General features: G+C 37.1%; 20 protein-coding genes and 2 pseudogenes. 11 read left to right on the forward strand and 11 right to left on the reverse strand.

Annotated features, from left to right (window positions below):
* Positions 1 to 18 precede the first annotated feature (18 nt).
* Positions 19 to 873, reverse strand: coding sequence for a D-amino-acid transaminase (gene dat / locus H131_RS16320; RefSeq protein ID WP_036130688.1), 855 nt, complete (start codon positions 871 to 873; stop codon positions 19 to 21).
* Positions 874 to 899: 26 nt separating this feature from the next.
* On the reverse strand, positions 900 to 2,306 hold the full coding sequence (pepV, locus tag H131_RS16325) for a dipeptidase PepV (protein WP_010860243.1): 1,407 nt from the start codon (positions 2,304 to 2,306) through the stop codon (positions 900 to 902).
* Between the two features lie 355 nt (positions 2,307 to 2,661).
* Between pepV and H131_RS16330 the strand changes: the two genes are divergently transcribed.
* Positions 2,662 to 2,883, forward strand: a complete 222-nt coding sequence (locus tag H131_RS16330) for a DeoR family transcriptional regulator (protein WP_010860244.1) — start codon at positions 2,662 to 2,664, stop codon at positions 2,881 to 2,883.
* Positions 2,884 to 3,025: 142 nt separating this feature from the next.
* Positions 3,026 to 4,201, forward strand: a complete 1,176-nt coding sequence (locus H131_RS16335; protein ID WP_010860245.1) for an MDR family MFS transporter — start codon at positions 3,026 to 3,028, stop codon at positions 4,199 to 4,201.
* A gap of 193 nt (positions 4,202 to 4,394) precedes the next feature.
* Here H131_RS16335 and H131_RS16340 read toward each other — a convergent pair whose 3' ends face one another.
* From H131_RS16340 to asnB, 4 genes are all read right to left on the reverse strand, one after another.
* On the reverse strand, positions 4,395 to 5,900 hold the full coding sequence (locus H131_RS16340; RefSeq protein WP_010860246.1) for a GGDEF domain-containing protein: 1,506 nt from the start codon (positions 5,898 to 5,900) through the stop codon (positions 4,395 to 4,397).
* Between the two features lie 169 nt (positions 5,901 to 6,069).
* Positions 6,070 to 6,783, reverse strand: coding sequence for a pseudouridine synthase (locus H131_RS16345; RefSeq protein WP_010860247.1), 714 nt, complete (start codon positions 6,781 to 6,783; stop codon positions 6,070 to 6,072).
* Positions 6,784 to 6,791: 8 nt separating this feature from the next.
* Positions 6,792 to 8,405, reverse strand: a complete 1,614-nt coding sequence (locus tag H131_RS16350) for a putative polysaccharide biosynthesis protein (protein WP_036130691.1) — start codon at positions 8,403 to 8,405, stop codon at positions 6,792 to 6,794.
* A gap of 260 nt (positions 8,406 to 8,665) precedes the next feature.
* Positions 8,666 to 10,513, reverse strand: a complete 1,848-nt coding sequence (gene asnB, locus H131_RS16355) for an asparagine synthase (glutamine-hydrolyzing) (protein WP_036130695.1) — start codon at positions 10,511 to 10,513, stop codon at positions 8,666 to 8,668.
* A 317-nt stretch (positions 10,514 to 10,830) separates the two neighbouring features.
* On the opposite strand from asnB, the gene H131_RS16360 reads away from it, so the two are divergent.
* Both H131_RS16360 and H131_RS25510 read left to right on the forward strand, forming a co-directional pair.
* Entirely contained in the window at positions 10,831 to 12,081 is a 1,251-nt protein-coding gene (locus tag H131_RS16360) for a BaiN/RdsA family NAD(P)/FAD-dependent oxidoreductase (protein ID WP_036130698.1), read from the forward strand.
* A gap of 377 nt (positions 12,082 to 12,458) precedes the next feature.
* A pseudogene (locus H131_RS25510) lies at positions 12,459 to 12,697 on the forward strand (transposase); the annotation flags it as partial.
* A gap of 113 nt (positions 12,698 to 12,810) precedes the next feature.
* On the opposite strand, the pseudogene H131_RS24595 reads toward H131_RS25510, so the two are convergent.
* The 3 genes and pseudogenes from H131_RS24595 to H131_RS16370 form a co-directional block, all read right to left on the reverse strand.
* Positions 12,811 to 12,952, reverse strand: a pseudogene (locus H131_RS24595) (transposase); the annotation flags it as partial.
* Positions 12,953 to 13,194: 242 nt separating this feature from the next.
* Positions 13,195 to 13,887, reverse strand: coding sequence for an AIM24 family protein (locus H131_RS16365; RefSeq protein WP_010860251.1), 693 nt, complete (start codon positions 13,885 to 13,887; stop codon positions 13,195 to 13,197).
* 424 nt (positions 13,888 to 14,311) lie between these two features.
* On the reverse strand, positions 14,312 to 15,583 hold the full coding sequence (locus H131_RS16370; RefSeq protein ID WP_010860252.1) for an L-lactate MFS transporter: 1,272 nt from the start codon (positions 15,581 to 15,583) through the stop codon (positions 14,312 to 14,314).
* 972 nt (positions 15,584 to 16,555) lie between these two features.
* Between H131_RS16370 and H131_RS16375 the strand changes: the two genes are divergently transcribed.
* From H131_RS16375 to H131_RS25515, 7 genes are all read left to right on the forward strand, one after another.
* Positions 16,556 to 18,043, forward strand: coding sequence for an ATP-binding protein (locus tag H131_RS16375; protein ID WP_230491866.1), 1,488 nt, complete (start codon positions 16,556 to 16,558; stop codon positions 18,041 to 18,043).
* A complete protein-coding gene (locus H131_RS16380; protein ID WP_010860254.1) occupies positions 18,040 to 18,708 on the forward strand; it encodes a response regulator in 669 nt (222 codons plus the stop codon). Before H131_RS16375 ends, H131_RS16380 begins: the two co-directional genes overlap by 4 nt.
* Before the next feature lie 281 nt (positions 18,709 to 18,989).
* On the forward strand, positions 18,990 to 20,033 hold the full coding sequence (locus H131_RS16385) for a DctP family TRAP transporter solute-binding subunit (protein WP_010860255.1): 1,044 nt from the start codon (positions 18,990 to 18,992) through the stop codon (positions 20,031 to 20,033).
* Positions 20,034 to 20,090: 57 nt separating this feature from the next.
* A complete protein-coding gene (locus tag H131_RS16390) occupies positions 20,091 to 21,137 on the forward strand; it encodes a DctP family TRAP transporter solute-binding subunit (RefSeq protein WP_010860256.1) in 1,047 nt (348 codons plus the stop codon).
* Positions 21,138 to 21,294: 157 nt separating this feature from the next.
* Positions 21,295 to 21,792: a TRAP transporter small permease gene (locus tag H131_RS16395; protein WP_010860257.1), complete on the forward strand. Its 498-nt coding sequence runs from the start codon at positions 21,295 to 21,297 to the stop codon at positions 21,790 to 21,792.
* Complete coding sequence (locus tag H131_RS16400; RefSeq protein ID WP_010860258.1) at positions 21,773 to 23,041, forward strand: TRAP transporter large permease; 1,269 nt, start codon at positions 21,773 to 21,775, stop codon at positions 23,039 to 23,041. The genes H131_RS16395 and H131_RS16400 overlap by 20 nt, the downstream gene beginning before the upstream one ends.
* Before the next feature lie 10 nt (positions 23,042 to 23,051).
* Positions 23,052 to 23,789 (forward strand): MFS transporter, encoded by a 738-nt coding sequence (locus H131_RS25515; protein ID WP_230491867.1) that lies wholly within the window; start codon positions 23,052 to 23,054, stop codon positions 23,787 to 23,789.
* A gap of 920 nt (positions 23,790 to 24,709) precedes the next feature.
* Here the strand turns inward: H131_RS25515 and H131_RS16410 are convergent.
* Together H131_RS16410 and H131_RS16415 are read right to left on the reverse strand one after the other, a co-directional pair.
* Complete coding sequence (locus H131_RS16410; RefSeq protein ID WP_036130709.1) at positions 24,710 to 25,645, reverse strand: hypothetical protein; 936 nt, start codon at positions 25,643 to 25,645, stop codon at positions 24,710 to 24,712.
* On the reverse strand, positions 25,632 to 26,153 hold the full coding sequence (locus H131_RS16415) for a sigma-70 family RNA polymerase sigma factor (RefSeq protein ID WP_051112156.1): 522 nt from the start codon (positions 26,151 to 26,153) through the stop codon (positions 25,632 to 25,634). The genes H131_RS16410 and H131_RS16415 overlap by 14 nt, the downstream gene beginning before the upstream one ends.
* Positions 26,154 to 26,695: the final 542 nt, after the last annotated feature.

Here is a 26,695-nt window from a genome sequence, read left to right on the forward strand (position 1 = left end):
CTTTTTAACGACTTGTGCTTATTTAGCTTCGATTGAAATTGGTAATTTCGCCTCAAATGCTTTTTGTAATTTACGTGTCCATTCACCAGGAACACCTGCACCAATTTTATGGCCATCTACATCGATAACTGGTGTCACTTCTGAAGATACAGATGACACAATGATTTCATCCATTGTTAATAGGTCGCCTTTTGTCATTGGCTCTTCAATAACTGGTAAACCAATTTCTACTGCACATTTTAAAATAACTTGACGTGTAATACCGTTTAAGATGTAGTTATTTGCTGGGTGCGTGTAAAGTTTACCAGCTTTAATACCATAAACATTGGCAGACGAGCATTCTGTTACCGTTTCACCGCGGTGTAAAATCGCTTCGTAGCAACCTTTTTCAGATGCATCTTGTTTCGCAAGTACAGCGCCAAGTAAATTTAAAGATTTGATGTCACAACGTAACCAGCGAATATCTTCCACTAATGTTGCTTTTACACCCTTTTCAAAATTTTCGATTGAACGCTCTCCAGCTTTCACATTACCTGTTAATACAGCTGGTACACTCGCATCCGGGAAGATATGGTTACGAGAATTTGTACCACGAGTAATTTGAAAATAAACATGACCTGTGTCTAAGTTATTTTTTTCAATTAGATCGTGTAATAATTTGTGTAACACGTCTTTTGTATAAGGAATGACAAGACGAATTTTATCGGCACTGGCATAGAAACGATCAATGTGTTCTTGTGCTGTGAACATATTTCCGTTATATACTTTGATTACTTCATAAATACCGTCACCAAATTGGTAACCACGGTCTTCTGGTGATACTACAATAGATCCTTCTTCAACGATTTGATCATTCAATAATGAGTATGCCATGTTCATTCATCCTTTTCATTTTTGAGTTATTTTTGCCCTGCAAGTTCAACAATTGCTTCTGCATAAATAGCTGCAGCTTTCACTAAGTTTTCAACGATAACGTATTCATCTGCACGATGCGCTACATCCGGCTCGCCAGGGAAGAGCATACCGAATGCCACACCTTTTTTCATTACGCGCGCATAGGTACCACCACCAGTTGATAGTAATGGTGTTTCGTAATCACCTGTATGACGTCGATAAACACCAGCTAGCGCTTGAATTAAAGGTTCATCTTCACTCACATAATGAGGTTTTGAGTCATCTTGAATATCCAGGGAGAATCCTTTTTCTGCAGCTAAGCGTTGCGCTTCTGTCATTTTTTCATCAAATGGATATGATACAGAATAGCGCATACTAATGACCAGGTTGCTACCTTTCGTCACATCATAGGTTACAATACCAGGATTTAATGTCGTTTTACCTGACATTTCGTCCTCAAACTGTAAGGCAAGGGCGTGGCCATAATGGTCATGATGAAATACGTTTGTTATAAAGTCAACAAATTGCTTACTTAGCTCTGTTGTCAGCTCTTGTTGTAAAAACGCTGCAAGATAAACAGCCGCATTGACGCCTTTTTCAGGTTCCATTGCATGAGCTGATTTCCCTTTGATAGTTATTATATAGTGAGAACCATCCATTAATAAAGAGCCTTCTAGCTGATTTTTGCTTAAAAATGTTTGAAAATTCTGTTCCAATTGTGAAGAAACGAATTGAATTGTCGCTTCAGCATAATCTGGTACCATATTTGGGCGCTTCCCAGCATTAAATAGTAATAGTTGCTCTTTTATTGCATCCCCCATTTTATTTTGAGAGAACACAAGCTCTGCAATGCCCTTTTCAGCATTAATGAGCGGGAAATCTGCATCCGGTGCAAAACCGATTGTTGGCATTTCCTCATGTTTAAAGTAGTGGTCGACACAGCGGAAGCCTGTCTCTTCATCCGTACCAATAATCATACGTATACGTTTGTTTAGTTGAATGCCTGCATCATTTACGAGCTTCATTGCCATCCAAGCTGCGATCGTTGGGCCTTTATCGTCAATTGCACCACGGGCAAATAGCTTACCATCTGCAACCGTGCCGCTAAAAGGCGGGTATGTCCAGTTCGCTTCATTACCAACTGGCACAACATCTACATGACATAAGATACCGAGTAAATCCTCACCTTCACCCATCTGTATATGGCCAGCATAATTATCAACATTTTTCGTCTCTAGTCCTTCAGATTGACCTTTTGCTAATAACCATTCAAGAGCCTTTAACGGTCCTTCACCAAAAGGTACTTCTGTAGTTGTTGATGTTTCATCCAGTACACTATTAATTTGCACAAGCTCCTGTAGCTCATGTACTAATTCATCTTGTCTTTCCTTTGCAGCCTGTAACCAATCCATTACATGTACCTCCTCGAAAATATAATAAGATTATTCTACTCTTTACACCAAAAATTACAATCAATTGGCTACTGATCATTTATATATTTATCTAACACTACCACATATAGCATCTATTTCACTAATTCCCACAAAATACAGTATAAATTTTGTGTATGATTCGTAAATTTCAATCGTATTCACTAGAAAAACAGCTAGTTTTTTTATATAATAAAGTTATCAGAATAATCGTTCTGAACATCAAATTAGAAAAGGGGATGTCTAAGGCAGCAACTTAAGAGCCTAAGTGCACTCCGCACATATTGTCGTCCGCTAGTCTTTGCCAAGAGAATTAAGATGAAGGAGTGGTTCATTTATGAAACCAACTACTGATCGAATGCTTAATCGTATTAAAGACGTGTACATGTTTATTTTAGACAAAGGAACCGTGTCTACACAGGATTTAGTCGAAGAGTTTAGCATCACTCCTCGCACCGTTCAAAGAGATTTGAACGTGTTAGCCTTTAACGATTTGGTGATGAGTCCAAGTCGAGGCAAATGGACAACGACGAGTAAAAAAGTAAAAATGACGTCTTAGTTTTTACGCCTAAAGCGTAAAGCATTCTTGTATGAGAAAAGGAATGACCTTTCGTCGGGGTCATTCTTTTTTTTGCCTATTTACAGTCTCTTTACAATCCGTTACACTCGTAACATTCTACATGTTGAGAGGAGGATTTTGTGTGAAACTGTCCAAGTTGTTTCACCCGCTTGTATGGATTATTTTAGGTGGAACTGTTTTTACGCGCATTGCAAGCTTTATGGCGATGCCTTTTTTAGCTATTTATCTACATAATGAAATTGACGCTACACCTTTACAGATTGGACTGACGATCGGAATTGCTCCATTAATTTCCACAGTAGGGGGCTTCTTTGGAGGTTATTTAACAGATCGTTTCGGTAGGAAAAGTGTTATTTTGCTAACAATTCTCGTCTGGAGCATCGTTTTCTTCGGTTTCGCTACTGCTCATACTATTTGGCTCTTTGTCGCATTAAACGCCTTAAATGGTTTATGTCGTTCATTTTTTGAGCCTTCGACACAAGCGCTAATGATTGACTTCACGCCAGCCGACAAACGAAAAAGACTATTTTCATTGCGCTATACAGCTATTAATATAGCAGCAGTTATAGGTCCTGTTATTGGTGTATATATTGCTAAATTATCTAGTCCCAGCATCCCTTTCATACTGACAGGTGCCATGTATATCGTTTATGCCATATTTTTATTTTTCGTGTTGAATCGCTATTCAATGCAGCAACAAAAAGCAGCAACGCCAACAAAGATCTTACAAACCTTCACGATTCTCTTAACAAATCGTGTGCTCCTTAGCTTTATTTCTGGTGCGATATTAATAAATATTGGGTACTCCCAATTTGATTCAACACTTCCTCAATTAATTGAGTTGAAAATTGAAGATGGTGCCAAACTCTATTCCTTACTTATTTCATTGAATGCTGCGGTTGTCTTATTACTGCAGTTACCGATTAGTATCCTATCGGAGCGTTTTTCATCGAGAGCAACACTTCTTGTAGGTATTCTTTTCTTTGCAGTTGGTCTTATATTATTTGGCGTCTCAAATAATTATCCATTTTTTATAGCAGCGATGATAATATTTACAATCGGTGAAATTTTCACCTTCCCTACAATGAATGTCATGATTGATGACATTGCACCAGATACACAAAAGGCAACTTATTTAGGGGCTTCACAATTTAAAAATTTAGGTGGCTTTATAGGTCCAATCATTGGTGGTTGGCTGCTCACTCATTATATTGATGCTATGTTTACTGTTATTGCTATTCTTGTTCTATGTAGTTCTTTGTTTTACAAAGCGAAATCTGGGCGTTCTACCTCATAAAATAGAAATGCAAAAATCCGCTTACTTTCCACGGGCAAATTGTGAGATATTACTTGGCTCACCCCCTGCTGGAACGTAGCGAATTTTTTGTTCATAATTAATATTATAAAAAATAAACTTCACGGTTTGCCGATGCGAACTAACTGACCAAGTAGATACAATACTTCCTATACTTTCTCTTAATATAGGATTCTTATTGCCCTGCAGCAACCTCGTTATATTTTGAGTATCGGTCTTTCCCTGCGTTCTTCGACTGATATAGTGCTTTATCTGCTCTTTCAAATAAGCTCATTTCAGATTCATTCATTTCTTCACAAATTGCTCCTCCCATACTAACTGACAGAACAGACCAACTTTGTATGTTAACATTATCGTTTTTTATTTTACGAATTTTCTCCAAGATAGAATTTGCTAATTGTTCCAATTGATTCTCTTCGGTATCGTATAAGACAATTGCAAACTCATCTCCCCCAAACCTTACAACGAATCCTTTATTTTTCACCTCTTGATTTAAAATTTCTGCTGTTTTAATAAGTATTCTATCACCTTCTGCATGACCAAATTGATCATTTACTTGCTTAAAATTATCTAAATCAATTAGTAATAAACCAGGCTTATTCATTTTTCTTTTTTTCAATATGTTGTCCATCTTGCTAATATAGGTGGCGCGATTGTATACATTCGTCAGTGCGTCATAGGTTGCTAAGTGCATTGTTTTTGAAAGCAAGCGATTGATCACTAACAGCAGGATCAAGGAAGTACTCAATGCAATCATAAGCAGTAGCCAAAACTGTTGCGTATTTTTCGCTAGCGCGATTAACTCCGTTTGATTATCGTATTTCACATAGACAACCCGTCTTGTAGATTCTCCGCGTGCTGTCTCAGCCTCATATGGTAAAAAACGATACGTCTCAATATAACCATTTTTTAATTTTATTCGATATTCTGTTGACTTCATCGTTTGTTTGGCCAGCTTATAATGATCCTGAAACGTTTGCGATTGATCTTTCACCGTAGTCCTGGCAGAATTTGAATTAGCAAAAAAAACGCCTCCAGCACTAATTGTGTGCACTTCCAACAAGTCATGATATTGTTCAATCAAATAGTGTGCTGTTTTTTCAAAATTGAAAGTTTGATAAACAGGGCAATCATTTAATTGGATGCCCAACTCTAGCAAGTATTTTTTGTCGGGTGTTGCTAAGTAGCTAAATTTCCGATATCCTCCTGTTGTCGTGGAAACATCAATACCATCTATGTAAATTTCTCCACTCTCTCTTCGCTCATCCAATAAAGCAGAAAAGCGGTTACAACAAGTCTTGAAACTCAACCCTTTATCTTCTGTAAATGTCGTATAAATAACGGTATTTGTTTGATCCAATATGTATATGTCCATATCATGTTTTTTTTTCATTTGCTGTAAATCCCATGTTGCTATGTTTGGATTTTTTTCATAATATAAGGCTAATGCTCGTAGCTCTTGCTCCATCTTATCAGAAATATTATTGTCAAAATAAAAATGTGCATTATCTACAGTTTGCATATCAGTAAGAATATGATTTTCAATTAATGTTCGATTAATGGCTTGCTGTTTTTCAATATCTGCCACTAGAATTTCCCTGTTGACGTAAGAAATAACGACAACAAGTATTAGGGCAAAGGCAATTAAAGACAGTAATAATTTTAAACGCAGTTTTTTCATTCAGTTATCCTCTAGTCATTTTCCTATCATTTTTTTCTGAATATTGAACATTAATCATACCATAAATTAATTAAAAACCTTTTATTGATATATCATATTATACAGTTATTGGGATAAATATGTATTTAAAAACCCCGACACTATATATTGTATAGTATCGAGGTATTGTTTAATCTGTATTTTGCAAGGAAGCTAACTCCTCAATAGTCAGCTCACGATATGCACCTAACTCTACGCTTTCATCTAATTTTAAGCTTCCCATCGAAAGGCGTTTTAAATAAGTGACATGTTTACCAACCGCTTCAAACATACGTTTCACCTGATGGAATTTGCCTTCTTGAATCGTTAACTCGATTTCCGATTGCTGAGCAGACTTTAAAATAACGAGCTTACCAGGTTTTGTTATATAGCCATCGTCTAACTCAACACCACGCGCAAAAGCCTCACCGTCGGCCTCTGTTACAATACCTTCTATAAGTGCATAATACACCTTTGGTACATGTTTTTTAGGAGACAATAAATTATGAGCTAAAACACCGTCATTTGTCAGCAGTAATAAGCCTTCTGTATCTTTGTCTAAACGACCAACTGGAAATGGTTGAAAATGCTGGTGTAGTGGCTCTAATAAATCAATGACCGTTTCATCCCGTAAATCTTCTGTCGCAGAAATAACCCCTGGCGGCTTATTCATCATATAGTAAACAAACTCTGTATATAGTACACGTTCACCAAAAACAGAGACATCTTGCTTTTCTGGGTCAACATGCATTGCCGCATCCTTAACATACGTGCCATCAACCGACACCGCTTTTTGCTTCAGGAGCTGCTTCACTTCCTTACGGGAGCCGTAACCCATGTTTGCCAGTAACTTATCTAAACGCATAATTCCTCCTATTTAAAACCCAGTTTGCTTGTAATTCGTGTCAATCGTTCACCAAGAAGTTTTTGTGCTAAGCCAATTCGTAACGATAAAAAACCATAAACTGAAATACCCACTGTAGCACAAATAACAGAATAAACTAACGCTGAAAATTTGCCGTCAACTGGTCCCATGATTAGCTCTAAAAGTTTATGAACGATTAATACACTTACTGCCATCGCCACTGTTAAAAGAGAAATTAGGATGACACGACGTATCACCATTTCTGATTTATAGTTAAGCGTTTTCTTAAGTACTAAAACATTTATCATTATAGATGCACTATAACCAATTGCTGTTGCAAGTATAGCACCATCGGCTTCCAACCAACGAATCAGCGGAATGTTAAGTGCGAGCTTTACAAAAATCCCCGAAAGTAAACTGAAGACTATCCACTTTTGGAAGTCGATACCTTGTAAAAGTGCCGCTGTTACTTGGAACAATGCAAATAAAATAGCAACAGGTGCATAATGCGCTAAAATATTTGCACCCATTTCACTTTCTGAATAGAGCATAAAGTAAATTTCATTCGCTAATAATGAAATCCCAACAACCGCCGGCAATGTTATGAAAATTAATAATTGATATGTTTTATCCATCGCATGACGTAACGATAAATACTCACCTTGTGTAAAGTATTTCGTTATGGTTGGCACTAAAGCCATTGAAAAACCAGTTGCTAGCATAACAGGGATTATGACAACTTTATGTGTCGTAAAGTTAATCATTGATAAGTACTTATCTGTCACTTCCGCTAAGCCAATAGAAGCCATCGCGCCGTTAAAAGTTAGCATATCTACTAACTGAAATAATGGGTTAGCTATTCCAACAAACACCATTGGTATCGAATACGTAATGACTTCCTTATAAATATCCGTCATTGGCAATTGCGTAGAAGTTACACTTTGACTACGCAGCATATTAAATTCTGGCTGATATTTTTTCCAGTAATAATACAGAACGATTAAGCCACCGATTGCACCAATAAACGCTGCAAATACTGCAAAAGAAATAGCGGTTTGCGGTTTTCCATTAAAGACAACTACGACTAAGAACGAACCACCTAATAACACTACAATTCGCACAATTTGCTCCACTAATTGCGAAATTGCTGTAGGTTGCATTTTGTCATAACCTTGAAAGAAGCCTCGCCATAAACTCATGAACGGAACAACAATTAGCGCAAAGCTAACCCAGCGAATGACAGAAGCAATCTGCTCGACTGAAAATGCCTGTTCATCACTTTTGATGACAAGCCCCGCAATTGGCGTTGCCAATAAAAAGAGCGCAATAAATGAAGCAAGGCCTGTTATCAACATCACAAGTATACCCGACTTCATGAGCTTACGACCTGACTGATAATCACCCATTGCATTATATTTAGAGACAAACTTGGATACAGCGATAGGAGCACCAGAGATGGCTACTGCCAGCATAATCGAATAGGGAATGTATGCATATTGGTACAGCGCGATATTTTCCTCGCCAACAATCGCATAAAACGGAAAAATATATATTAATCCGAGAACCTTTGATAAAAACATCCCCATTGTTAATATCGCAGTACCTTTCATTAAATTGGACATCTTATCCATCCATTCATTGTAAAATCAAACGTTTTTGTAAAGCGCTAAGCATATTTTTAAAAGACAAAAAAAGTAAACCATCTGTTATCTTAACATATTATTGGAAAACAAACGCATAATACATCGAAATATTTTAGTGAATTACAACTCAGCCAACAACCTTAGGCTCAGTTGATGTCCTTCAGATGCAGGTAGCCTTATCTGCTAAAAAAATAGCGGTTCAAAAAATCATGATGACTTTTTGAACAGCTACTTCTCTATTACATATCCACGAAAAATTGTTTATACCACACTAAAAACACATAGGCTGTCCAAATATAGCGACCACGATTAGCTTTCCCCTCGTAGTGCTCATCTAAATAACCAACTAATTGCTTAGTATCGAAAAACTCATTGGCAAAGTCAGTTGTAAACATGTCTTTCACCATATTGTAGTATTTTTCCTCACGCAACCAGTGGCGGATTGGTACTGGGAATCCAAGCTTTGGACGTTTTGCCCATTCCTCAGGTAATTCCTGGTGCGCTGCTTGTCGAAGAACATATTTCGTATCAATATCATTTACTCGATATCTTGATGGAATGTTTTTCGCCAATTCCATCACTTCTTTATCTAAAAATGGTACACGCAATTCAATCGAATGCGCCATACTCATTTTATCTGCCTTTAACAAAATATCACCAGGCATCCAGAGGTTTAAATCTAAATACTGCATTTTTGTTACATCATCGTCACCTGGTACTTCGTCATAAATACGTTTTGTAATAGTTTGAACAGATGGGCCGTTTTTGTAATCAGGTTTTAGCACATTTAATGCATCATCCTCATCCCAAACGACAGCTTCCCCGATGAAGCGCTCCTCCACCGTTTGCCCACCTTTTACCATAAAATGTGTATACTGGTTTTTGGGTAGCATCTCTGCTACACCACGTAACGCTTTACGAATTCCAAAAGGTACTTTTTCATATTGTTGCATTCTGCCTGAATTCTGGTACCAAGAGTAGCCACCAAAAATTTCATCCGCGCCTTCACCTGAAAGTACAACTGTTACATCCTTCGATGCTAGCTCAGATAGGAAGTAAAGTGGTACAGAAGATGGATTTGACTGTGGCTCATCCATATGCCACTGAATCTTCGGTAATGCCTCAAAACATTCATCTGCAGAAATATATTTGCGTTCGTTTTGAATGTTTAATGTATCTGATAAATCTTTTGCTAAGTTTGTTTCATTGAACATATCTTCATAATCAGAAAATCCAACAGAGAAAGATTTGTCTGGGCGTAGCAATGCTGTAATATAACTAGAGTCAATCCCACCAGATAGGAAAGAACCAACTTTCACATCACTAATTTGATGCGCTTCAACAGATTCTTTCACCGTTGTGCGTATGTCTTCCACATATTTTTCAATCGTCGCTTCTTTTGCATGGAATTTTTTATCCCAATATTGCACAATTTGCTTTTGACCACTTTTAATAAGCATGTAGTGTGCAGGTGGTAACTTGTACACACCTTTAAAGAATGTTTCATCCATTGAAGAATACTGGAATGTTAAATAAGGGCGTAGGGCATTTTTATTTAATTCCTTAATGAATGCTGGGTGTGGTAAAAACGATTTTATCTCTGACCCGAAAATGAATGTGCCATCAGTCGTGTTTTCTGAATAATACAATGGTTTAATACCAAAGCCATCACGAGCGATGAATTGCAAATCATTCTTTTTATCCCATATACAGAATGCGAACATACCACGAAGTTGTTTTACAAAGTCAACGCCATACTCAACATAACCGTAAATAATTACTTCACTATCAGATTGTGTTTTAAACGTGTGACCTTTTGCAATTAGATCTGCACGTAGATCTTGGAAGTTGAAAATTTCTCCATTAAATACGAGTACGATATTGCCATCCGCACTGTATAGTGGCTGATTTGCCACATCCGATAAGTCGATAATGCTTAAACGACGGAAGCCCAACGTTACTTTATCGTCACTATGAATGCCACCGCTATCTGGACCGCGGTGAATAATAGTATTCATCATATTTTCAATTGTTTGGTGATGATCAATCACATTTGTTCCATTAATATATCCTATAAATCCGCACATCTATTTTTTCACCTCATAATTTAGTGCATAACCTCTATCATCATAGCACGAAAAAGCGTTCATTTCATGCTGTCATTGCAGATAAAGTGAAATTTTCATCGACGGGGTTTGCTCCACCGATTATTAATTAAACCTATCAGGTACTTACGTGCGCTTATCTTTCGTACTAATTCTAGAAATCTTAGGGCACGTTAGTACGGAATAGAAAATTATAAAACACTTTCGTTTAATTTTCAATGTAAAGAAGCCACCCTCTATATAGACTTCATGTATAATAGGAAAGATTCCTAAAAAGAAAAGAAAGTGAGTTCACATATATGTATGATGTTATCGTAATTGGTGGCGGGCCTTCTGGTTTAATGGCTGCCATTGCCGCTGGAGAGCGTAAAAAGAAAGTATTACTACTTGAAAAAGGCACAAAGCTTGGCAAAAAATTGGCCATCTCTGGTGGTGGTCGTTGTAATGTCACGAACCGACTGCCTGTAGAAGAAATCGTTAAGCATATTCCAGGAAATGGCCGTTTTTTATATAGTCCATTCACTGTTTATAATAATGAGGATATCATCGCCTTTTTTGAAGAGCTAGGTGTTGCTTTAAAGGAAGAGGATCATGGACGTATGTTCCCTGTTTCTAATCGCGCACAAGACGTGGTGGATGCCCTTATTAGAAGAATGCAACGCCTACACATTGAAGTCCGTCTTCACACACCTGTCAGCAAGCTACTGATGGACGATGAAAAAATTCTAGGTGTACGCCTAGCAGATGGCACCGAAATTCGTAGTGCTGCTGTAGTCGTAGCAGTTGGTGGTAAAGCAGTACCACAAACAGGTTCAACTGGAGATGGCTATCCGTGGGCCGAGCGTGCAGGGCATACGGTGACAACACTATTCCCTACAGAGGTGCCCGTTTTATCGAAAGAAGAATTTATTCAAAATCGTGAACTTCAAGGATTAGCTCTCCGTGATGTAGCCATTTCAGTGCTCAATAAAAAAGGCAAGGTGCTCGTCACCCATCAAATGGACATGCTCTTTACACATTTCGGACTAAGTGGACCTGCAGTATTACGTTGTAGCCAATTTGTCGTCAAGGAACTAATGAAAACAGGTTATGACCCTGTCACATTGCGTATTCAAACACTTGTTGAAGACAATGAGGAAACCTGTCTGCAATATTTAAACAAACTTGTGAAAGAAGAGCCAAAAAAAGCTGTGAAAAATGTTTGGAAAGGGATTGCCCCTGAACGTTGGTTACTTTTTTTATGTGAACGTGCCGGTATAGATGAACAATTAACAGGCATTGAATTATCGCAAGAAAAAATACGCAACTTGGCACGACTACTCGTCAACTTCACCATGACAGTTAGCGGTACACAATCACTAGAAAAAGCATTTGTTACTGGTGGTGGTATATCCGTTAAGGAAATAGAACCGAAAACAATGGCCTCAAAGAAGAAAGCTGGTTTATATTTCTGCGGAGAAATCCTTGACATTCACGGCTATACAGGTGGCTACAATATTACGTCTGCACTTGTTACGGGACGTATAGCAGGCATGAATGCCGCTTTATAATGTCGCGAAAGATACGACCGGAAAAACAACTGAATAACTCTTAACTCACATTTTCAAAATTACGGACATGCTCTAGACAGTAGATAAACTCAAAAAATTGAGTTTGTTTACTGTCTTTTTTCTTTTAAACATAGAAGCCTCTATAGGAACCCGTTGATTTCCGCTACGGCGGGCGCTTTTCGCGGGCATGGCTTCTGGCTCCTCGAAGCTACACTCCTGCGGGGCCTTCAACTGATGCTATTCCCGTAGAAGTCGCCGCCTGCGCTCCAATCAACTCGTGTACGTCTATCAATGAATGTCGAAAAATAGTAATACTGAACGACATCCATTAGAAATGCTGACATCGGAAAAGCATGGTACGTCCTATTTAGGTGTATCATGTGGAAGAAGCCGATTATTTACGTCATCAAAGTGACATGAAACAAATCTATGCACGTCGCATAGAAACGATTGAACGTTTATTTACGTTACGAAGGAAAAGCATGGTATGCGTTGGACAACCTTACGAGGGATTTAAAAATTGGATATGCAGGCTATACTTACTTTTTCTGCCATAAATTTAAAGAAACTAGCTAATTGGACATGGCAAAGTCCAAAAGTGGTAGAAAATAGTTGAGCGTAGCGTACTACCTTCGTTAATAGGGGCTATTTGTAACTACTATTTCTGAAAGGAAATTCTGAAAAATCACGTTCCGAATACCTTTTGTCATTTTTTATGTTCAAAAATCAGCGATACGCCATATTCGTTTCGATTTCTTTGATGGTTTGACGCATTAGAGCAATTACCAAAGACATATTGAATAAACGTCATTTTAAAGACAACGACGGGATCAATACTTGGACGTCTGTAAGATGAATATAGATTTTCAACTTATGGATAGGATAGATATATGTAGACGTTGATTGGAAAGAAGGAAGGTGACTCCTGGAGGAAAAGCGGGGAAGTCGTAATCCTTGACTGTACAAAGCGAGGGAAGCTGCTCGACCCCGCCCTTAGTGGAAATCGACGGCTTTATCTAAATTTATGGTAAAAGAAAAAGACTATAGGTTAACTCTAATAATGTCGAGTTTGTCTATAGTCTGTAGTGTGTCCGGCTTTTCAGACACGCTCTTTTAACTTTCGCTCGTAGTATAGACTTCTTCAAATGGCTGAATAATGACAAAGCCTTCGCCTGTGAATGCCATTTGAATCGATTCGCCACTTCCACGTCCAATAAACGTCCGGAAGCTAATATCTGTTTTAAATTCGGGTGTTAAGTTGCCAGACCATGCAACAGTAGCATGTGGATCAGTATAAACTGTTTCACCTGGCTTCACTAACAAGGTTAACGGTTCGAAATGTGTCGTAATCGCTACTTTCCCTCTTCCTTTTAACGTTACATTAAATAAACCACCTGACATTATTCCTGCCATTTTACGCATCAAATGAATATCCCAATCGATATTCGGCTCAAATGCCAGTAAATCATTACCGTTTACACAAATGCTTTCATCCTGTAAATCAAAGATCGTAACTTTTTTACCTTGATCGGCTAAATACAGACGTCCACGACCTTTTGCTTTCATCAATTGCGTGCCTTCGCCTGTTAAGGCCTTTTTAAACATTTTACTAAGTCCGTGCTCCATAACACGCTCTCGCTCAAATTTAATGTCTCCTATGTAAGAGATCATTGCCCCCATCTTCGACCACACTTCACCATCTAAATTAACTTCTAATACACGTTCTGTTTCTAACTCAAAAAAATCGTTGACGTTGTCATCTTGTTGTGTTTTGTTAATAAAGTCATTTAATGAAAATTTACCCATATAATTTACCCCTCCTATATATACTTTATATACGTTCAACGTTTCGAAAAGATTCAAACTTTACAGCCATAAGTTAGTTGAGATAATCGCTTAAGTCTCCACTTTGCTTCAAGCGTATTTTGATGAATAGCACCTTTTTTAGTAGGCAACCAATAGACTCCTTCTATGTCAACACTTTATGCTTTTCCATTACTTTTCGCAGTATTGCTACGTTCACAATGATATCGTAGCAAAATTTCTCTTTTAGTAACGAAATCACTTTATTTTCCATAATGTTGTTGACATCAAATAGTCACTGTTATATGTTAGACGAAGATTAATCGAGTGTTGTATAACAACTGCTACTAAAAAAAACCGCATCAGTGTCAGGTGCGAAATGACACTAATACGGTCTATACATTCAAGTGCAAATTGAAAGTATTAATTATTGTGTAGCAGAGACTTCTCCAACATTTTGTGATGCTGCTTTTAAAGCTGTACGTTTGCGTACATCTGCACGTAAAGTAAGCGAAATAATAAATGAAATTGCAATTAAACCTGCAAATACATAGAATACTGGAATATAACTTCCATAAGAGTTTTTAATTGTGCTCACTAAAAGTGGACCAAAAATCCCACCTAATGACCAAGTTGTTAATAAGTAACCATGAATAACACCAAGTTGCTTCGTTCCAAATAAATCACTTGCGAATGCTGGTAAATTTGAGAAGCCACCACCATAACAACTAACAACTAAGAAAATAAGAGCTTGGAAAATGATGACATTAGTTGTGTGTGGTAACACGATAAATGCGATTAATTGTGCCGTAAAGAAAATAACGAAAACGTTCGAGCGACCAATATAGTCTGACACGGCAGCCCAAATTAAACGGCCCCCACCATTGAATAACCCCATAACGCCTACCATTGCTGCGGCACCCGCAACTGATAAACCAACGATTTCCTGTGCCATCGGAGATGCTACAGAAATCATCATAATACCTGCAGTTACATTCACTAAATGCATTGACCAAAGCATCCAGAAATGCTTCGTTTTCACTGCTTCTCGCGCTGTCATAACTGCTAAATCTGTTTTTACTACATTTTTGCCTTTTTCTGCTGCTGCTTTCATGTTAGCAGGCATATACCCAGGTTTCGGTGGTGCAATATATAAAGCCCCTAAAATCATTAACGTGAAGTAACTTGCTCCTAAAATAAAGTACGTTGTAGAAATGCCAACTGCTTCCATTAAGTTAGCTGCCACTGGTGCTGTAATAAGTGCACCTGATCCAAATCCTAACACAGCCATCCCAGTTGCTAAACCACGGCGGTCTGGGAACCATTTTACTAATGTCGATACAGGGGCGATATAACCAATACCCATACCTAATCCACTAAGCACACCGTATGTTAACCAGTATAATGGCACTGAATCCATTGAAATAGCAACACCTGCTCCAGCTTGTCCTGCTCCAAATAACACGGCAGCTACCATAGCTGATTTACGTGGACCCATTTTTTCTACTAAACTACCAAATAACGCCGCTGAAAAACCAGCAAGCCCCATCATAATAGTAAAGGCAACCGTTACTTTCGTTTCGCTCCATCCCATTTCTGTAACAATTGGTAGCTTGTATACACTGTATGCATAAGCCCCACCAATCGAAAGGTGAATAGCGATTGCAGATAATGCAATTAACCATCTATTTTTATTCATAAATTCTCATTTCTCCCCTCTTTTGCTACCTGTGAAGATTTTATGAACTTCCATGTAAAACAATTTACCACTTAGAATTATTCAAATGCAAGATGTTTTTCTAAAAAATATTATTTCTCCAAAAAGTTTTTTAGAAATATCTATATATTTTTCATACCTCAATCCTTACGGCGCCTAAGTAAAAAGTCGTTTATAAAACAAATTCCACAACATTTTTTAGCTAATATTATTTTTCTACTCTATTATCTAATCACACACAAACTATTTCAAAATAATTAATTTTGTGCATATTTTCACATTTAAGTGTTATTCTCTACTATTTCCTGTTAATAGTAAATTTTATAAAGCACCTCCTCAAAGAAAGAGAGCAATATCCATTACACAGAAATATCGAGAATGAAAGAGAAATTTAAAACTTTAACAAGCAAAAATTCTTTGCGCAAAAAGATTTAATAGAGCCAAACGATACTCGGATTATTCCTTTTAATGTATTTAATAGTAAAAAAATAAAATACATTCAATGTATATTTCCTTTTTTTAACTAAATAAACTCTTATTTTTTATTATTCAAATATACATTTTTAATGTGTACTAGATATTCATTCATACAACATCACCATATTCTATTAGAATCTTTAAACCTTCGCCAATAATTCCAATAAGAATTGTAAATCTTTATTGTTATAGTACACATGTATAATTCAGACAAAATGACCAATATTGTATTACAACAATCTATTCTTTTATGGTAATTTATAATAGAATACAGGTCCTAGTTTAAACGCCAATAGACAAGGTAGCATAACTACGCAATCCATTTATTTGCATAAAGGAGAAAGAGGTGGTGAATTTAAATAGAAGGAGTTTTGCCATTCCTTTTACATGCCTATGAAAAATATTTCTTTACGTCTAAAAATGTTTATATTTTCGTTCATTATTGTCATCTTTTCTATTGCCACCAGTGGCGCTATTATGATTCATAATCTTGCCGGTGCTTTTGAAAAAGAATTTGGTGCACGTGCCATCGCCATCGCGAGAACTGTCTCACAACTTACAGAGGTTCAAAATAATGTGGGAAAACATCAAGGGTTTGACATCATCCAGCCAATTGCTGAACGTATTCGCTTAACAACTGATGTCGATTATATTGTGATTATCGATATGAACCGAATCCGTTACTCCCACCCGTCTGAGAGTAAGCTCGGCACAGTATTTGAAGGTGGAGACGAAATAGAAGCTTTCTCGCAACACGAATACATATCAAAGGCGCGTGGCGTACTTGGTTACTCCATTCGTGCGTTCGTACCAATTATGAATGAAGAAGGTACAAAACAAGTTGGTGTTATTACAGTAGGCTTACTCGCACCAAAATGGTATAACCTTCTAGATGAATACCAACTGGATATATTAGTATCTCTTTTTTGGGGTTTAGCCATAGGATTAGGAGGTTCTGTTTGGGTTTCCAATCATTTAAAACGTCAAACATTTAACTTAGAACCTTATGAAATCGCCCGACTTGTAGAAGAACGCTCCGGCATTATTCAAGCCATGGATATTGGGATATTAGCAACTGATGAAAGTGGAAATGTCACATTTATAAACAGATTAGCAAGACAATACACACATTTCTTCAGTCAAAAAGTTTCTAGAAAAACACTATTTAAAGATACTTGGCTTGCAGAGGATGTTATTCAGCAGCACGAAGTATATCGCCCTCTGCTGATGTATGAACAAATGTATTTGGTACGCACATTTCCGATTCGTATTTTTGAGCAAAATGCAGGCTATCTCATTATGTTAACAGACCGAAAAGAAGCGAATATGCTAGCCGAAGAATTAACTGGCATTAAAATTCTCGTCGATTCTTTACGAGCTCAGCAACATGAATACATGAACCGACTCCACAGTATTGCAGGATTAATTCAACTCGAACGTAATGATGATGCTTTAAGTCTCATTATTGATGAAATAACAGATGAAGAGAAAATCATTCAAAGCTTACATGATAAAATTCATGACTATTCCATACAGGGGTTATTGCTCGGCAAATATTCTAGAGCAAAAGAACTCGGCGTAGAGCTTACAATTGACGAAGATTGTAACCTTGCTGATTTTATGAGTGGTTTATCAGGTGGAGATATGGTAACAATCATCGGCAATCTATTGGACAATGCGATGGAAGCCTGTCTCGAAAGCCCTCATAAAGATGTTCATTTAACGTTAATCGGGGATAAGCCTCATTTATTTATAGAAGTACAGGATAGTGGGAAAGGCATTGAGGGTATGCCACAACGAATTTTTGATTACGGCTTTAGTACAAAGAAAAAGGACGGGCATGGTATTGGACTTGCACTTGTCAAACAAATTGTGGAATCAAACAAAGGTATTATCCAAGTTGAATCAACTGTCCATATTGGCACAATAATTACTATTATAGTGGGGGTGAATGAAGAGAAATGAGTAATCTTTCAGTATTTATCGTAGAAGATGATCCAATGGTACTTGAAGTAAATAAAGGATTTCTGAATAAAATGAATGGTTTTCAGTTTATAGGTGAATCAGTCAATGGACGTGACGCTTATGAAAAAATTATTGCAAAAAAACCAAATCTTATTTTACTCGATATGTTTTTACCAGATATGACAGGAATGGAATTATTTCTAAAGCTTCGCGCTGAACGTATTCCATCAGATATTATTATGATTACCGCCGCCAGAGACGCGCCAACTGTACAAGAGTCTCTCCGACTTGGTGCAATCGATTACCTCATCAAACCTTTTCGTTTTGAACGCTTTGAAAAGGCTTTGCAACAATATAAAAATTCAACAAAAAAGTTACTAAAAACAAACGCTGTAAACCAAGAGGATATCGATAAATGGCTTGGCATTCAGCAGGCATCTTTTGAATTACCAAAAGGCTTAAACAATATTACTATGCAACAAATTTTAGATTATTTAATGGCACATAGAGTCTCTATTACTTCTGAACAACTTGCTCAAAATGTCGGGATGGCGAGAGTAACAGTTCGTAAATACTTAGACTTTTTAGCCACAAAAGGTACAGTGAATATTGAATTAAAATATGGAACAGTAGGCCGTCCAACAAAATACTATTGTATTAAATAATTTTTAAATAGATTAATAACAAGAATCTGCTCGTTTCTACGGATAAGCTACTAGACTTTTCCCAGGCGTCTCGCAGATTCTTTATTTTTTTGAAGTCAAAGAAGCTTCTATTTTTTGTACTGAGTGATGGCCCCTTTCTGTATTATAACAGTTTTTTAATATAATAAATTGTTATATACCATAAATACCAAAATGTCCATTATTACCATAATATTGTTTATATGACTAGATATACTACAATGGAAAGCGTTCACATCTTAAATAGATTAGGGGTGAATTTTATGTGGAGTAGGCGTATTAAAATACGTTTTGTTAGCGTTTTCATTATAATAATAATGCTGTTAGTTTCATGTCAACAACGTGATTATCCTGCTGATAATGAGCAGTTAAGTCATGAAGAACAAATTGTTATTCGATTTTCACATGTAGTTGGTGAAAATACGCCAAAAGGAATGGCAGCTATCAAGTTTGCCGAGCTTATCAAAGAACGAAGTAATGGTCATGTAGAAATTCAAGTGTTTCCAAATGGGGTTCTCTATAAGGATGGCGAAGAATTAAATGCACTTTTACGTGGAGATATTCAAATGATTGCACCGGCGATATCGAAAATTACAACACTTGTTCCTGAGTGGTCAGTTATGGATTTACCCTATGCATTTAAAAATGCTGACGAAGTTCATACATATGTAGATAGCGCAGTTGGTCAATCTTTAATGAACAAATTAAACGTACATAATCTATTATCTGTAGGGGTTTGGGATAGCGGATTTAAACAATTAAGTAATAGTATCAGGCCCATCGAACATATTAGAGACTTGGAAGATTTACGGATGCGTATTATGCCAAGCGATATTTTAGCAGAGCAATTCTCCAGTATTGGTGCTTATCCAAAGAGAATTGACTTTAATACCGTTTTTAATCAGCTACAAAAAGGCAATGTAGATGGGCAGGAAAATACATTCACTAATATTACGAGCAAAAATTTGCATTCATTACAGGATTACCTAACCGTTAGTAATCACGGCTACTTAGGCTATTTACTACTTATGAACAACGAGTTCTGGAACTCCCTTCCGCAGAATGTACAAACACTGCTCATCGACACGCTTGAAGAAGTACAAGAGTGGGAATGGCAACTTGCAGAAAACCTTAGTTCCGAGCGTCTACAAGAAATGGAAGCATGTGATTGCATTACTATTCACTACTTGTCTGCTCAGGAAATTCAACAATGGGAGTCAGCTTTTGACCCTGTTTATGACTATTATGCTGGAAAATATGATAGCAAATATATTAAAGCCCTACCCAAAAATCAATCACTTCATTAACTTGAGTTTAAAGGTTGTCCTTTTAACTATAATTAAAAATTTTAGGGGGATTATGCAATGAAAAAATGGCTTTTCATGTCACTAATGGCTGTGTTAGTACTAGCGCTTGCTGCTTGTGGTGGCGATAAAAAAGAAACAACTTCTGCACCAGCGGCTGAAGGAGATGGCGGCTATACAAAAGACAAACCGCTTGTCATTAAATTCTCGCACGTAACATCCATTGACAGCGTTAAGGGGCAAGCTGCCGATGCTTTCGCGAAATTAGTAGCAGAGAAAACAGAAGGAAAAGTAAAAGTGGAAGTTTACCCTTCTTCTCAATTATATGGCGATAACGATGAGCTTGATGCATTAGTATCTGGAAACGTACATATGATTGCACCATCAGTTACAAAAATGGTAAAAATCGATCCGCGCTGGCAATACGTGGACATGCCTTATCTTTTTGAAAACGAAGAGCATGCACGTAAATTCTTTGAGTCCGATGTAGCTAAGACAATTCTTGAATCTGACCAACTAGCGAATAACGATATTAAAGGTTTAGTTTTCTGGGAAAATGGTTTCAAACATTTCTCAAATAACAAACATCCACTTGTCAACGTTGAAGACTTTAAAGGTTTAAAATTCCGTGCTCAAGCTGGTAAAGTTCTAGAAGCTCAATTCAAGTCTTTACAAGCTGGTTCTGCGACCATTGCATTCGGTGAAACATATGCTGCGTTACAACAAGGAACTGTAGATGGACAAGAAAATACATTCAACAATTTCGATACACAAAAATATCAAGAAGTACAAAAATACTTCTCAGTATCTGAACACGGACGTCTTGACTATGCAATTTTTGTAAATAAATCATTCTGGGAGAAAATACCTACTAATTTACTAAAAGCTGTTGAAGAATCTTTAACGGAAGCAACAACTTTAGCTTGGGATTTAGCTTCTGAAGAAAATGCAAAATCATATGAGAACATTAAAAACTCTAGTATTGAAGTTATTGAGTTAACACCTGAACAAAAAGGGAAAATCAAAGCGGAACTTGAGCCAGTTTATGAAGAATTCGGTGAAGTGATTACGGAAGAATTAATCAACGGTATTCTTGATTTAAAATAAGTTCATCCAATCTGAGTGTCGATAAGGTATCGACACTCACTCTTTTTCTTAATGGTACATCGCTTACACTTCCCCAATCATAAGAATGATCACTTAGATATTGTAGTAATTTAATAGAATGCTAAAAATCAAATGAAAATTTTAAGGAGGCATTAGAATGAAAGCTTTACATAAAGCATGGGGTTATTTAGAAGAAATCCTGGCTGGTTTCTTTTTTGTAACAGGTATTGTGCTCATTTTTTATGGTGTAATCATGCGCTACTTGTTAAATGAACCTCAAGCCTGGGTAGAAGAACTCGCTCGATACACAATCATTTGGGGCACTTTTCTTGGGTTTGGCTTAGCACTTCGTCACAATCAACATATTCAAGTAGATATTTTATACGATCAATTAAAGCCATCCATGAAGCGTATGTTAGACATCGTAGCAACAGGTTTAAGCATCGTATTCTGTTTAATCTATACGTATTATGGCTTTGTTCTAGTAGAGAATCGTTATACCTCGGGCATGGTATCCCTTGATATCGGCATTCCAATGTGGGTTGTCTACTTAGTACTACCAATTTCAGGTGTGCTATTTTTACTAAGGTTCGTCGAAAGATTAGTCAATATTCTACGTGGAAGGGATGAAGAATATGCTAATCCTCTTACTTAGTTTCTTTATTTTACTTTTCTTACGGGTACCTGTTGCCGTCAGTTTAGCATTATCAACTATTATTGTGTTTTTCCAAATTGATTTTAATATGAATATGATTCCACAGCGTATTTTCACAGCACTGGATTCATTTCCGATGATGGCAATTCCAGGATTCGTTCTTGCAGGGGTCTTGATGGCACGTGGTGGGATTTCTAAATATTTGATTGAAGCTTTACGCGCTTGGATAGGTCACCTCCCTGGGGGACTGGCGGTTGTAACTATCGTAGCCTGTGCAATTTTCGCAGCGATTTCAGGTTCATCACCTGCAACAGCTGCTGCTATCGGGTCTATTATGATTCCTGCCATGATTTCGGCTGGCTATAAAAAGCGTTACTCTATGGGCCTTGTTGCAGCTGGTGGTACGCTAGGAATTTTAATTCCACCGAGTGTGCCATTAATCATCTATGGTATTACATCTGAACAATCCATCGGTGAGTTGTTCATGGCTGGGGTTATTCCAGGTCTTGCATTAACAGGTATTTTAATCATTGCAGCCATTTTCTATGCAAAAAGAAATGGTTTCAAGGGCGATGAGCCTGCAACTTGGGAAGACCGTTGGCGTAAGTCCTTAAAAGCTATTTGGGGTGGCTTCTTACCTTTCTTAATTTTAGGCACAATCTATTCTGGCGTTGTAACACCAACTGAATCTGCAGTTATTGCGGTATTTTATGGTTTGATTGTTTCCCTTTTCATCTATCGTGAAATGAAATTAAAAGACTTCCGAGAAGTTTTAGTTGAATCCATTAACATCACGGCTATGATTTTCTTAATTATCGGTGCCGCTTCCCTATTCGGTTTATATTTAACAAACGCTCAGGTTCCACAGCAAGTTGGTGCTTGGATAGCGGAAAGTGATATGAACAAATGGATTTTCATGATCATTGTAAATATTTTATTCTTTATCATGGGAATGTTCTTAGAAGCCGTATCCATTATTCTAATAACATTACCAATTTTGTTACCAATTCTTGCACATTTTGATATTAACCTTATTCACTTTGCCATTATTATGACGATTAACATGGAACTTGGGATGATTACACCACCGGTTGGTCTGAACCTCTTCGTCGTTAGTGGCATTGCCAAGGAAAATCTTGGAGAAGTGGTAAAAGGGGTTATTCCATTTATCGTCTTAATGATTGTATTCTTAGCCATCGTGGTTCTATTACCACATCTATCACTGTGGTTACCAGAACAAATGAAATAAAGACTTCCTTATGAAAACGGTCAAACAAGGCTATTCGATTAAAGATAGACAATTTTGGATGATCATGATGAGCTTAGGTCTAGCTTCCGTATTCGTCTTTGCTTCGATGTATTCGGTTCAACCTTTGCTCCCCTTCTTTTCTGAACAATTTAATCTATCTGCTTCTTATGCAAGTTGTGCGATGTCGATGACAACATTGTCTGTCACAATAGACTTGCCTGTCTTAGGTTTTTTATCTGATCGACATGGGCGTTTACTGTTCATTAAGGTTGCGCTCATTCTTACAGTAGTCCCTTTTCTTTTTATGTCTTTAAGCGACTCATTTTTGCATATAATTGGTGGGCGTTCTATACAAGGTTTTGCCATCGCTGGTGTGCCTGCGGCGGCGCTAGCCCATATAAGTGAAGAGATTGAAAGTCAATCGATGGGGCTCGCCACCTCACTTTATATTTCAAGTAATGCACTTGGTGGTACAATTGGTCGCTTTGTCATGGGCTCAGTGACGGAACGTTACTCTTGGGAGACAGCGTTTTTATCACTTGCGTTACTTGGTTTCATCATTTTTGTGATCGTCTGTATAGCACTCCCAAAATCTAAGCATTTTGCACAACACGCACGTACTATAAAAAAAGATCTACATGGTTTTTGGAGTCATTTAAATAATCCAAATCTGCTGAAGTTATTTGGATTGGGATTATTTTACAAATATCATTTACAGGAATGTGGACTTTTATTTCGTTTCATTTAATAGAACCACCCTTCTCTCTTTCATTAAAAACGATATCTTTCATTTTTTTAGCCTATAGTCTAGGTATAATCGGTTCACCAATAAGTGCAATTGCAGAGAAAATGGCTATCAACTGCATAAAAACTTTTGGCGTGCTTCTATTAGTAAGCGGAATAACGCTAACGTTAAGCCAATCGCTTGTCATCATTATTTTTTGTTTATGTATTGAGTGTTTAGGCTTCTTCACTGCCCATGCATTAACATTAGCAACGGTTAGTCGTACCGCAATTCATCAAAAGGGGAGCGCTTCCAGCTTATATCTCGTTTCTTATTATATTGGGGTCACTTGTGGGAGTACATTGCTTAGTCCCATATGGGGATTTTATCAATGGCAAGGCATCGTGTTTATCACGATAATTCTGCTATTCTGCCCATTATTTATGTATTTTTTTTACTTCAAATAAGGAAAAAATTAATGCCGATTAATCGAACCCATGCTTCACAAATTTAGTCGAAGAAGTGTCTCAAATCACTTTTGAGACACCGCTGACTGGAGAAAAACTCAGAGACTTTCGAGTTCGCCTACAGTCTCTTTTTCCCAATAAATATAGATGAATACGACTGTTGATTTCTACTGCTGGAGGAAAGCGAAGAAGATTTTCAACATAAGTAGACAGCTTGATTGTTTGAAGGTTTTAGACGGCACCTTCTTCGTACGAACACTCGAATTGTCAAAAATCCTAAGTTCGATAATCACTCAGTTTCATCTTTTATTTTTGGGGCCAGAAACTCCACTTTCCTAGTAATACGATAATGACTTAGCTATGATTCACCAAATTATCTAATATTATTTCCTCTAGGACATACAGCTTTCTATCGGATTGGTTTGTTTCAACCTTTGCATGTACAATGAAAATGAATGTACAACTACCCTTCATTTGCTAAATCATTGCTATAATTACAATTAAAAATAATATACCTATTAACCAGCCTACTATAGATATCAAATGCTCTTTTAATTGATGCCCAAATAGAAGATTAATGGTTAAACTTATCAACACGCTAACGATTATTGTCATTACAATAACAGGCTTAAATAACATCCATCCTTTGGAAATAAATAAGTAGATGACAAAAAACATAAATACGGAGAAAATTACTTCCACTCTTTTATGTGTCATATTTGCATATCGATTTTTTCTTTTTATCCCCAATTTTCTGCACATTATATACTCTACTATAGCAAGCGTTAGCAAGAATATTACAAGTAATGTCAACAGCGTGGATTTACTGCTTGTATCACCCCCTATTAATGTCATCATATTTTCCGCCACATCTCCCTCTACAACATAAAACAAATCTGTCTTCATATCGATAAAGCCAATCCCTGTTTCATAGGTTTTCATTTTTAGCTGTAGTATTTGACCGTGTTCGAATTCTATATAAATATCCTGGAAACTACCTGTAAAACTCATCTCTCCCACACCCAAACTGGCCTGCTCTAACATGTCATGCAGTAACTGTATATCTGCTGGAGCTTTGAAGTTTTCTTGCAGGACATTCCAAGCATATTTCTGTGCTGCAAATGTAAATCGGTCATTATTTTTTATTACCGTAAATTTTTTAATTTGAGACGGCTGTTTCATCACCTCGTCTAAATGTGCAATTGTTTGTAGTTCTTCAGTTCTTGTCCAAGGCCCAACTAGTATAAAGAGGAACAAAATAGTCAACGTAGCAATTAGTACAGCCGGATATTGCCAATTTACACCTTTACTAGAAGGTTTCGTCGTCTGTTGTAATATCTTCTCTTTTAGATTTTGTGAAAATTGTCCTTCTTCTCCTAGTTCACGATTTAGTTTGTCCTTAAAACCTGTCATCAACTAGCACCTCCCAATCGCCTCGTTCGAGTTTCCCTTGTAGCATTTGTCTCGCTCGACGTAACCTTGTTTTTACAGTATTGTCACTACAACCAAGCATATCAGCTATTTCACGCACCTTAAGTTCCTGATAATAATAAAGAATTAACACCTCTCTATAAACCATCGATAGTTCAAACAGGGCCGCTCTCAAAGTTTTCCGCTCATCCGCTTCCATCAAATCCATTTCAGGCGTTCGCTTGCTTGCCCCAATAGGCAACTTCTCAAATAATAAATGTCGTTTATTTTTCCAACTTCGTAAATAATCATGACTTTTATGTACTGTAATTTTCACTAAATATGTTTTTAGCGAAGCTCTTTGCTCAAAGCGATTCTGTTGACGATAATAGGCGATAAATACATCTTGTACGATTTCTTCTGCAATTGCCCAGTCTTTTACATATAAATAAGCTACCCGAAGACAATATTCACCGTGTTCATCCATAATGGTAGCTAAATGCTCACTCAAACAAACACCCCCTTTTTCTTCCATTCACTCTATAGTCGTAAGGAATCTTCACTTGGTTTCAGTATAATGAAAAAAACGCCCAAGTATTGGACATTTTGTACATATCAATGTGTATTGACAATAATCGATTTAACGAATTGGCGAATGGATCATTTTGCTTCAGCATACTTTTCGAGTATATTTCCCTTATTATGCTGTACATTTCTAGTTGTTCATGTTTCTTGATTTGATTCTTTGTCGTGATGTGATGGTTCATCATCTTAACAATTTACTTTAGTACGTGTTAGATAATATTTAGTTGATTGGAACGGAGGGCGATGACTCCTGCCAGAAAAGCGGGACAGACAAGATCCTGGACTGAGCATAGCGAGGGAAGCGGCTTGGCCCCGTCCGCAGAAAGCGTTCGCCCATAGGTGGGCATCAACGGTTTTATCTATATTTATTGGGTCAGATTACTCAGGAATTGTTGAATTACAATGAAAAAAAATATTACATATGTAAGCTTATCTATTAATTACACTGACAAAGAAAAAAAACCGAAT

The sequence above is a fragment of the Lysinibacillus sphaericus OT4b.31 genome (genome assembly GCF_000392615.1).
GTDB classification, from domain to species: Bacteria; Bacillota; Bacilli; order Bacillales_A; family Planococcaceae; genus Lysinibacillus; species Lysinibacillus sphaericus_B.

What these genes read in the sequence shown, in the direction of transcription:
- dat (WP_036130688.1), bottom strand. Translation starts at nt 873, where the DNA reads ATGGCATACTCATTATTGAATGATCAAATCGTTGAAGAAGGATCTATT.
- pepV (WP_010860243.1), bottom strand. Translation starts at nt 2,306, where the DNA reads ATGGATTGGTTACAGGCTGCAAAGGAAAGACAAGATGAATTAGTACAT.
- H131_RS16330 (WP_010860244.1), top strand. Translation starts at nt 2,662, where the DNA reads ATGAAACCAACTACTGATCGAATGCTTAATCGTATTAAAGACGTGTAC.
- H131_RS16340 (WP_010860246.1), bottom strand. Translation starts at nt 5,900, where the DNA reads ATGAAAAAACTGCGTTTAAAATTATTACTGTCTTTAATTGCCTTTGCC.
- H131_RS16345 (WP_010860247.1), bottom strand. Translation starts at nt 6,783, where the DNA reads ATGCGTTTAGATAAGTTACTGGCAAACATGGGTTACGGCTCCCGTAAG.
- H131_RS16350 (WP_036130691.1), bottom strand. Translation starts at nt 8,405, where the DNA reads ATGTCCAATTTAATGAAAGGTACTGCGATATTAACAATGGGGATGTTT.
- asnB (WP_036130695.1), bottom strand. Translation starts at nt 10,513, where the DNA reads ATGTGCGGATTTATAGGATATATTAATGGAACAAATGTGATTGATCAT.
- H131_RS16360 (WP_036130698.1), top strand. Translation starts at nt 10,831, where the DNA reads ATGTATGATGTTATCGTAATTGGTGGCGGGCCTTCTGGTTTAATGGCT.
- H131_RS16365 (WP_010860251.1), bottom strand. Translation starts at nt 13,887, where the DNA reads ATGGGTAAATTTTCATTAAATGACTTTATTAACAAAACACAACAAGAT.
- H131_RS16370 (WP_010860252.1), bottom strand. Translation starts at nt 15,583, where the DNA reads ATGAATAAAAATAGATGGTTAATTGCATTATCTGCAATCGCTATTCAC.
- H131_RS16375 (WP_230491866.1), top strand. Translation starts at nt 16,556, where the DNA reads ATGATTCATAATCTTGCCGGTGCTTTTGAAAAAGAATTTGGTGCACGT.
- H131_RS16380 (WP_010860254.1), top strand. Translation starts at nt 18,040, where the DNA reads ATGAGTAATCTTTCAGTATTTATCGTAGAAGATGATCCAATGGTACTT.
- H131_RS16385 (WP_010860255.1), top strand. Translation starts at nt 18,990, where the DNA reads ATGTGGAGTAGGCGTATTAAAATACGTTTTGTTAGCGTTTTCATTATA.
- H131_RS16390 (WP_010860256.1), top strand. Translation starts at nt 20,091, where the DNA reads ATGAAAAAATGGCTTTTCATGTCACTAATGGCTGTGTTAGTACTAGCG.
- H131_RS16395 (WP_010860257.1), top strand. Translation starts at nt 21,295, where the DNA reads ATGAAAGCTTTACATAAAGCATGGGGTTATTTAGAAGAAATCCTGGCT.
- H131_RS16400 (WP_010860258.1), top strand. Translation starts at nt 21,773, where the DNA reads ATGCTAATCCTCTTACTTAGTTTCTTTATTTTACTTTTCTTACGGGTA.
- H131_RS25515 (WP_230491867.1), top strand. Translation starts at nt 23,052, where the DNA reads ATGAAAACGGTCAAACAAGGCTATTCGATTAAAGATAGACAATTTTGG.
- H131_RS16410 (WP_036130709.1), bottom strand. Translation starts at nt 25,645, where the DNA reads ATGACAGGTTTTAAGGACAAACTAAATCGTGAACTAGGAGAAGAAGGA.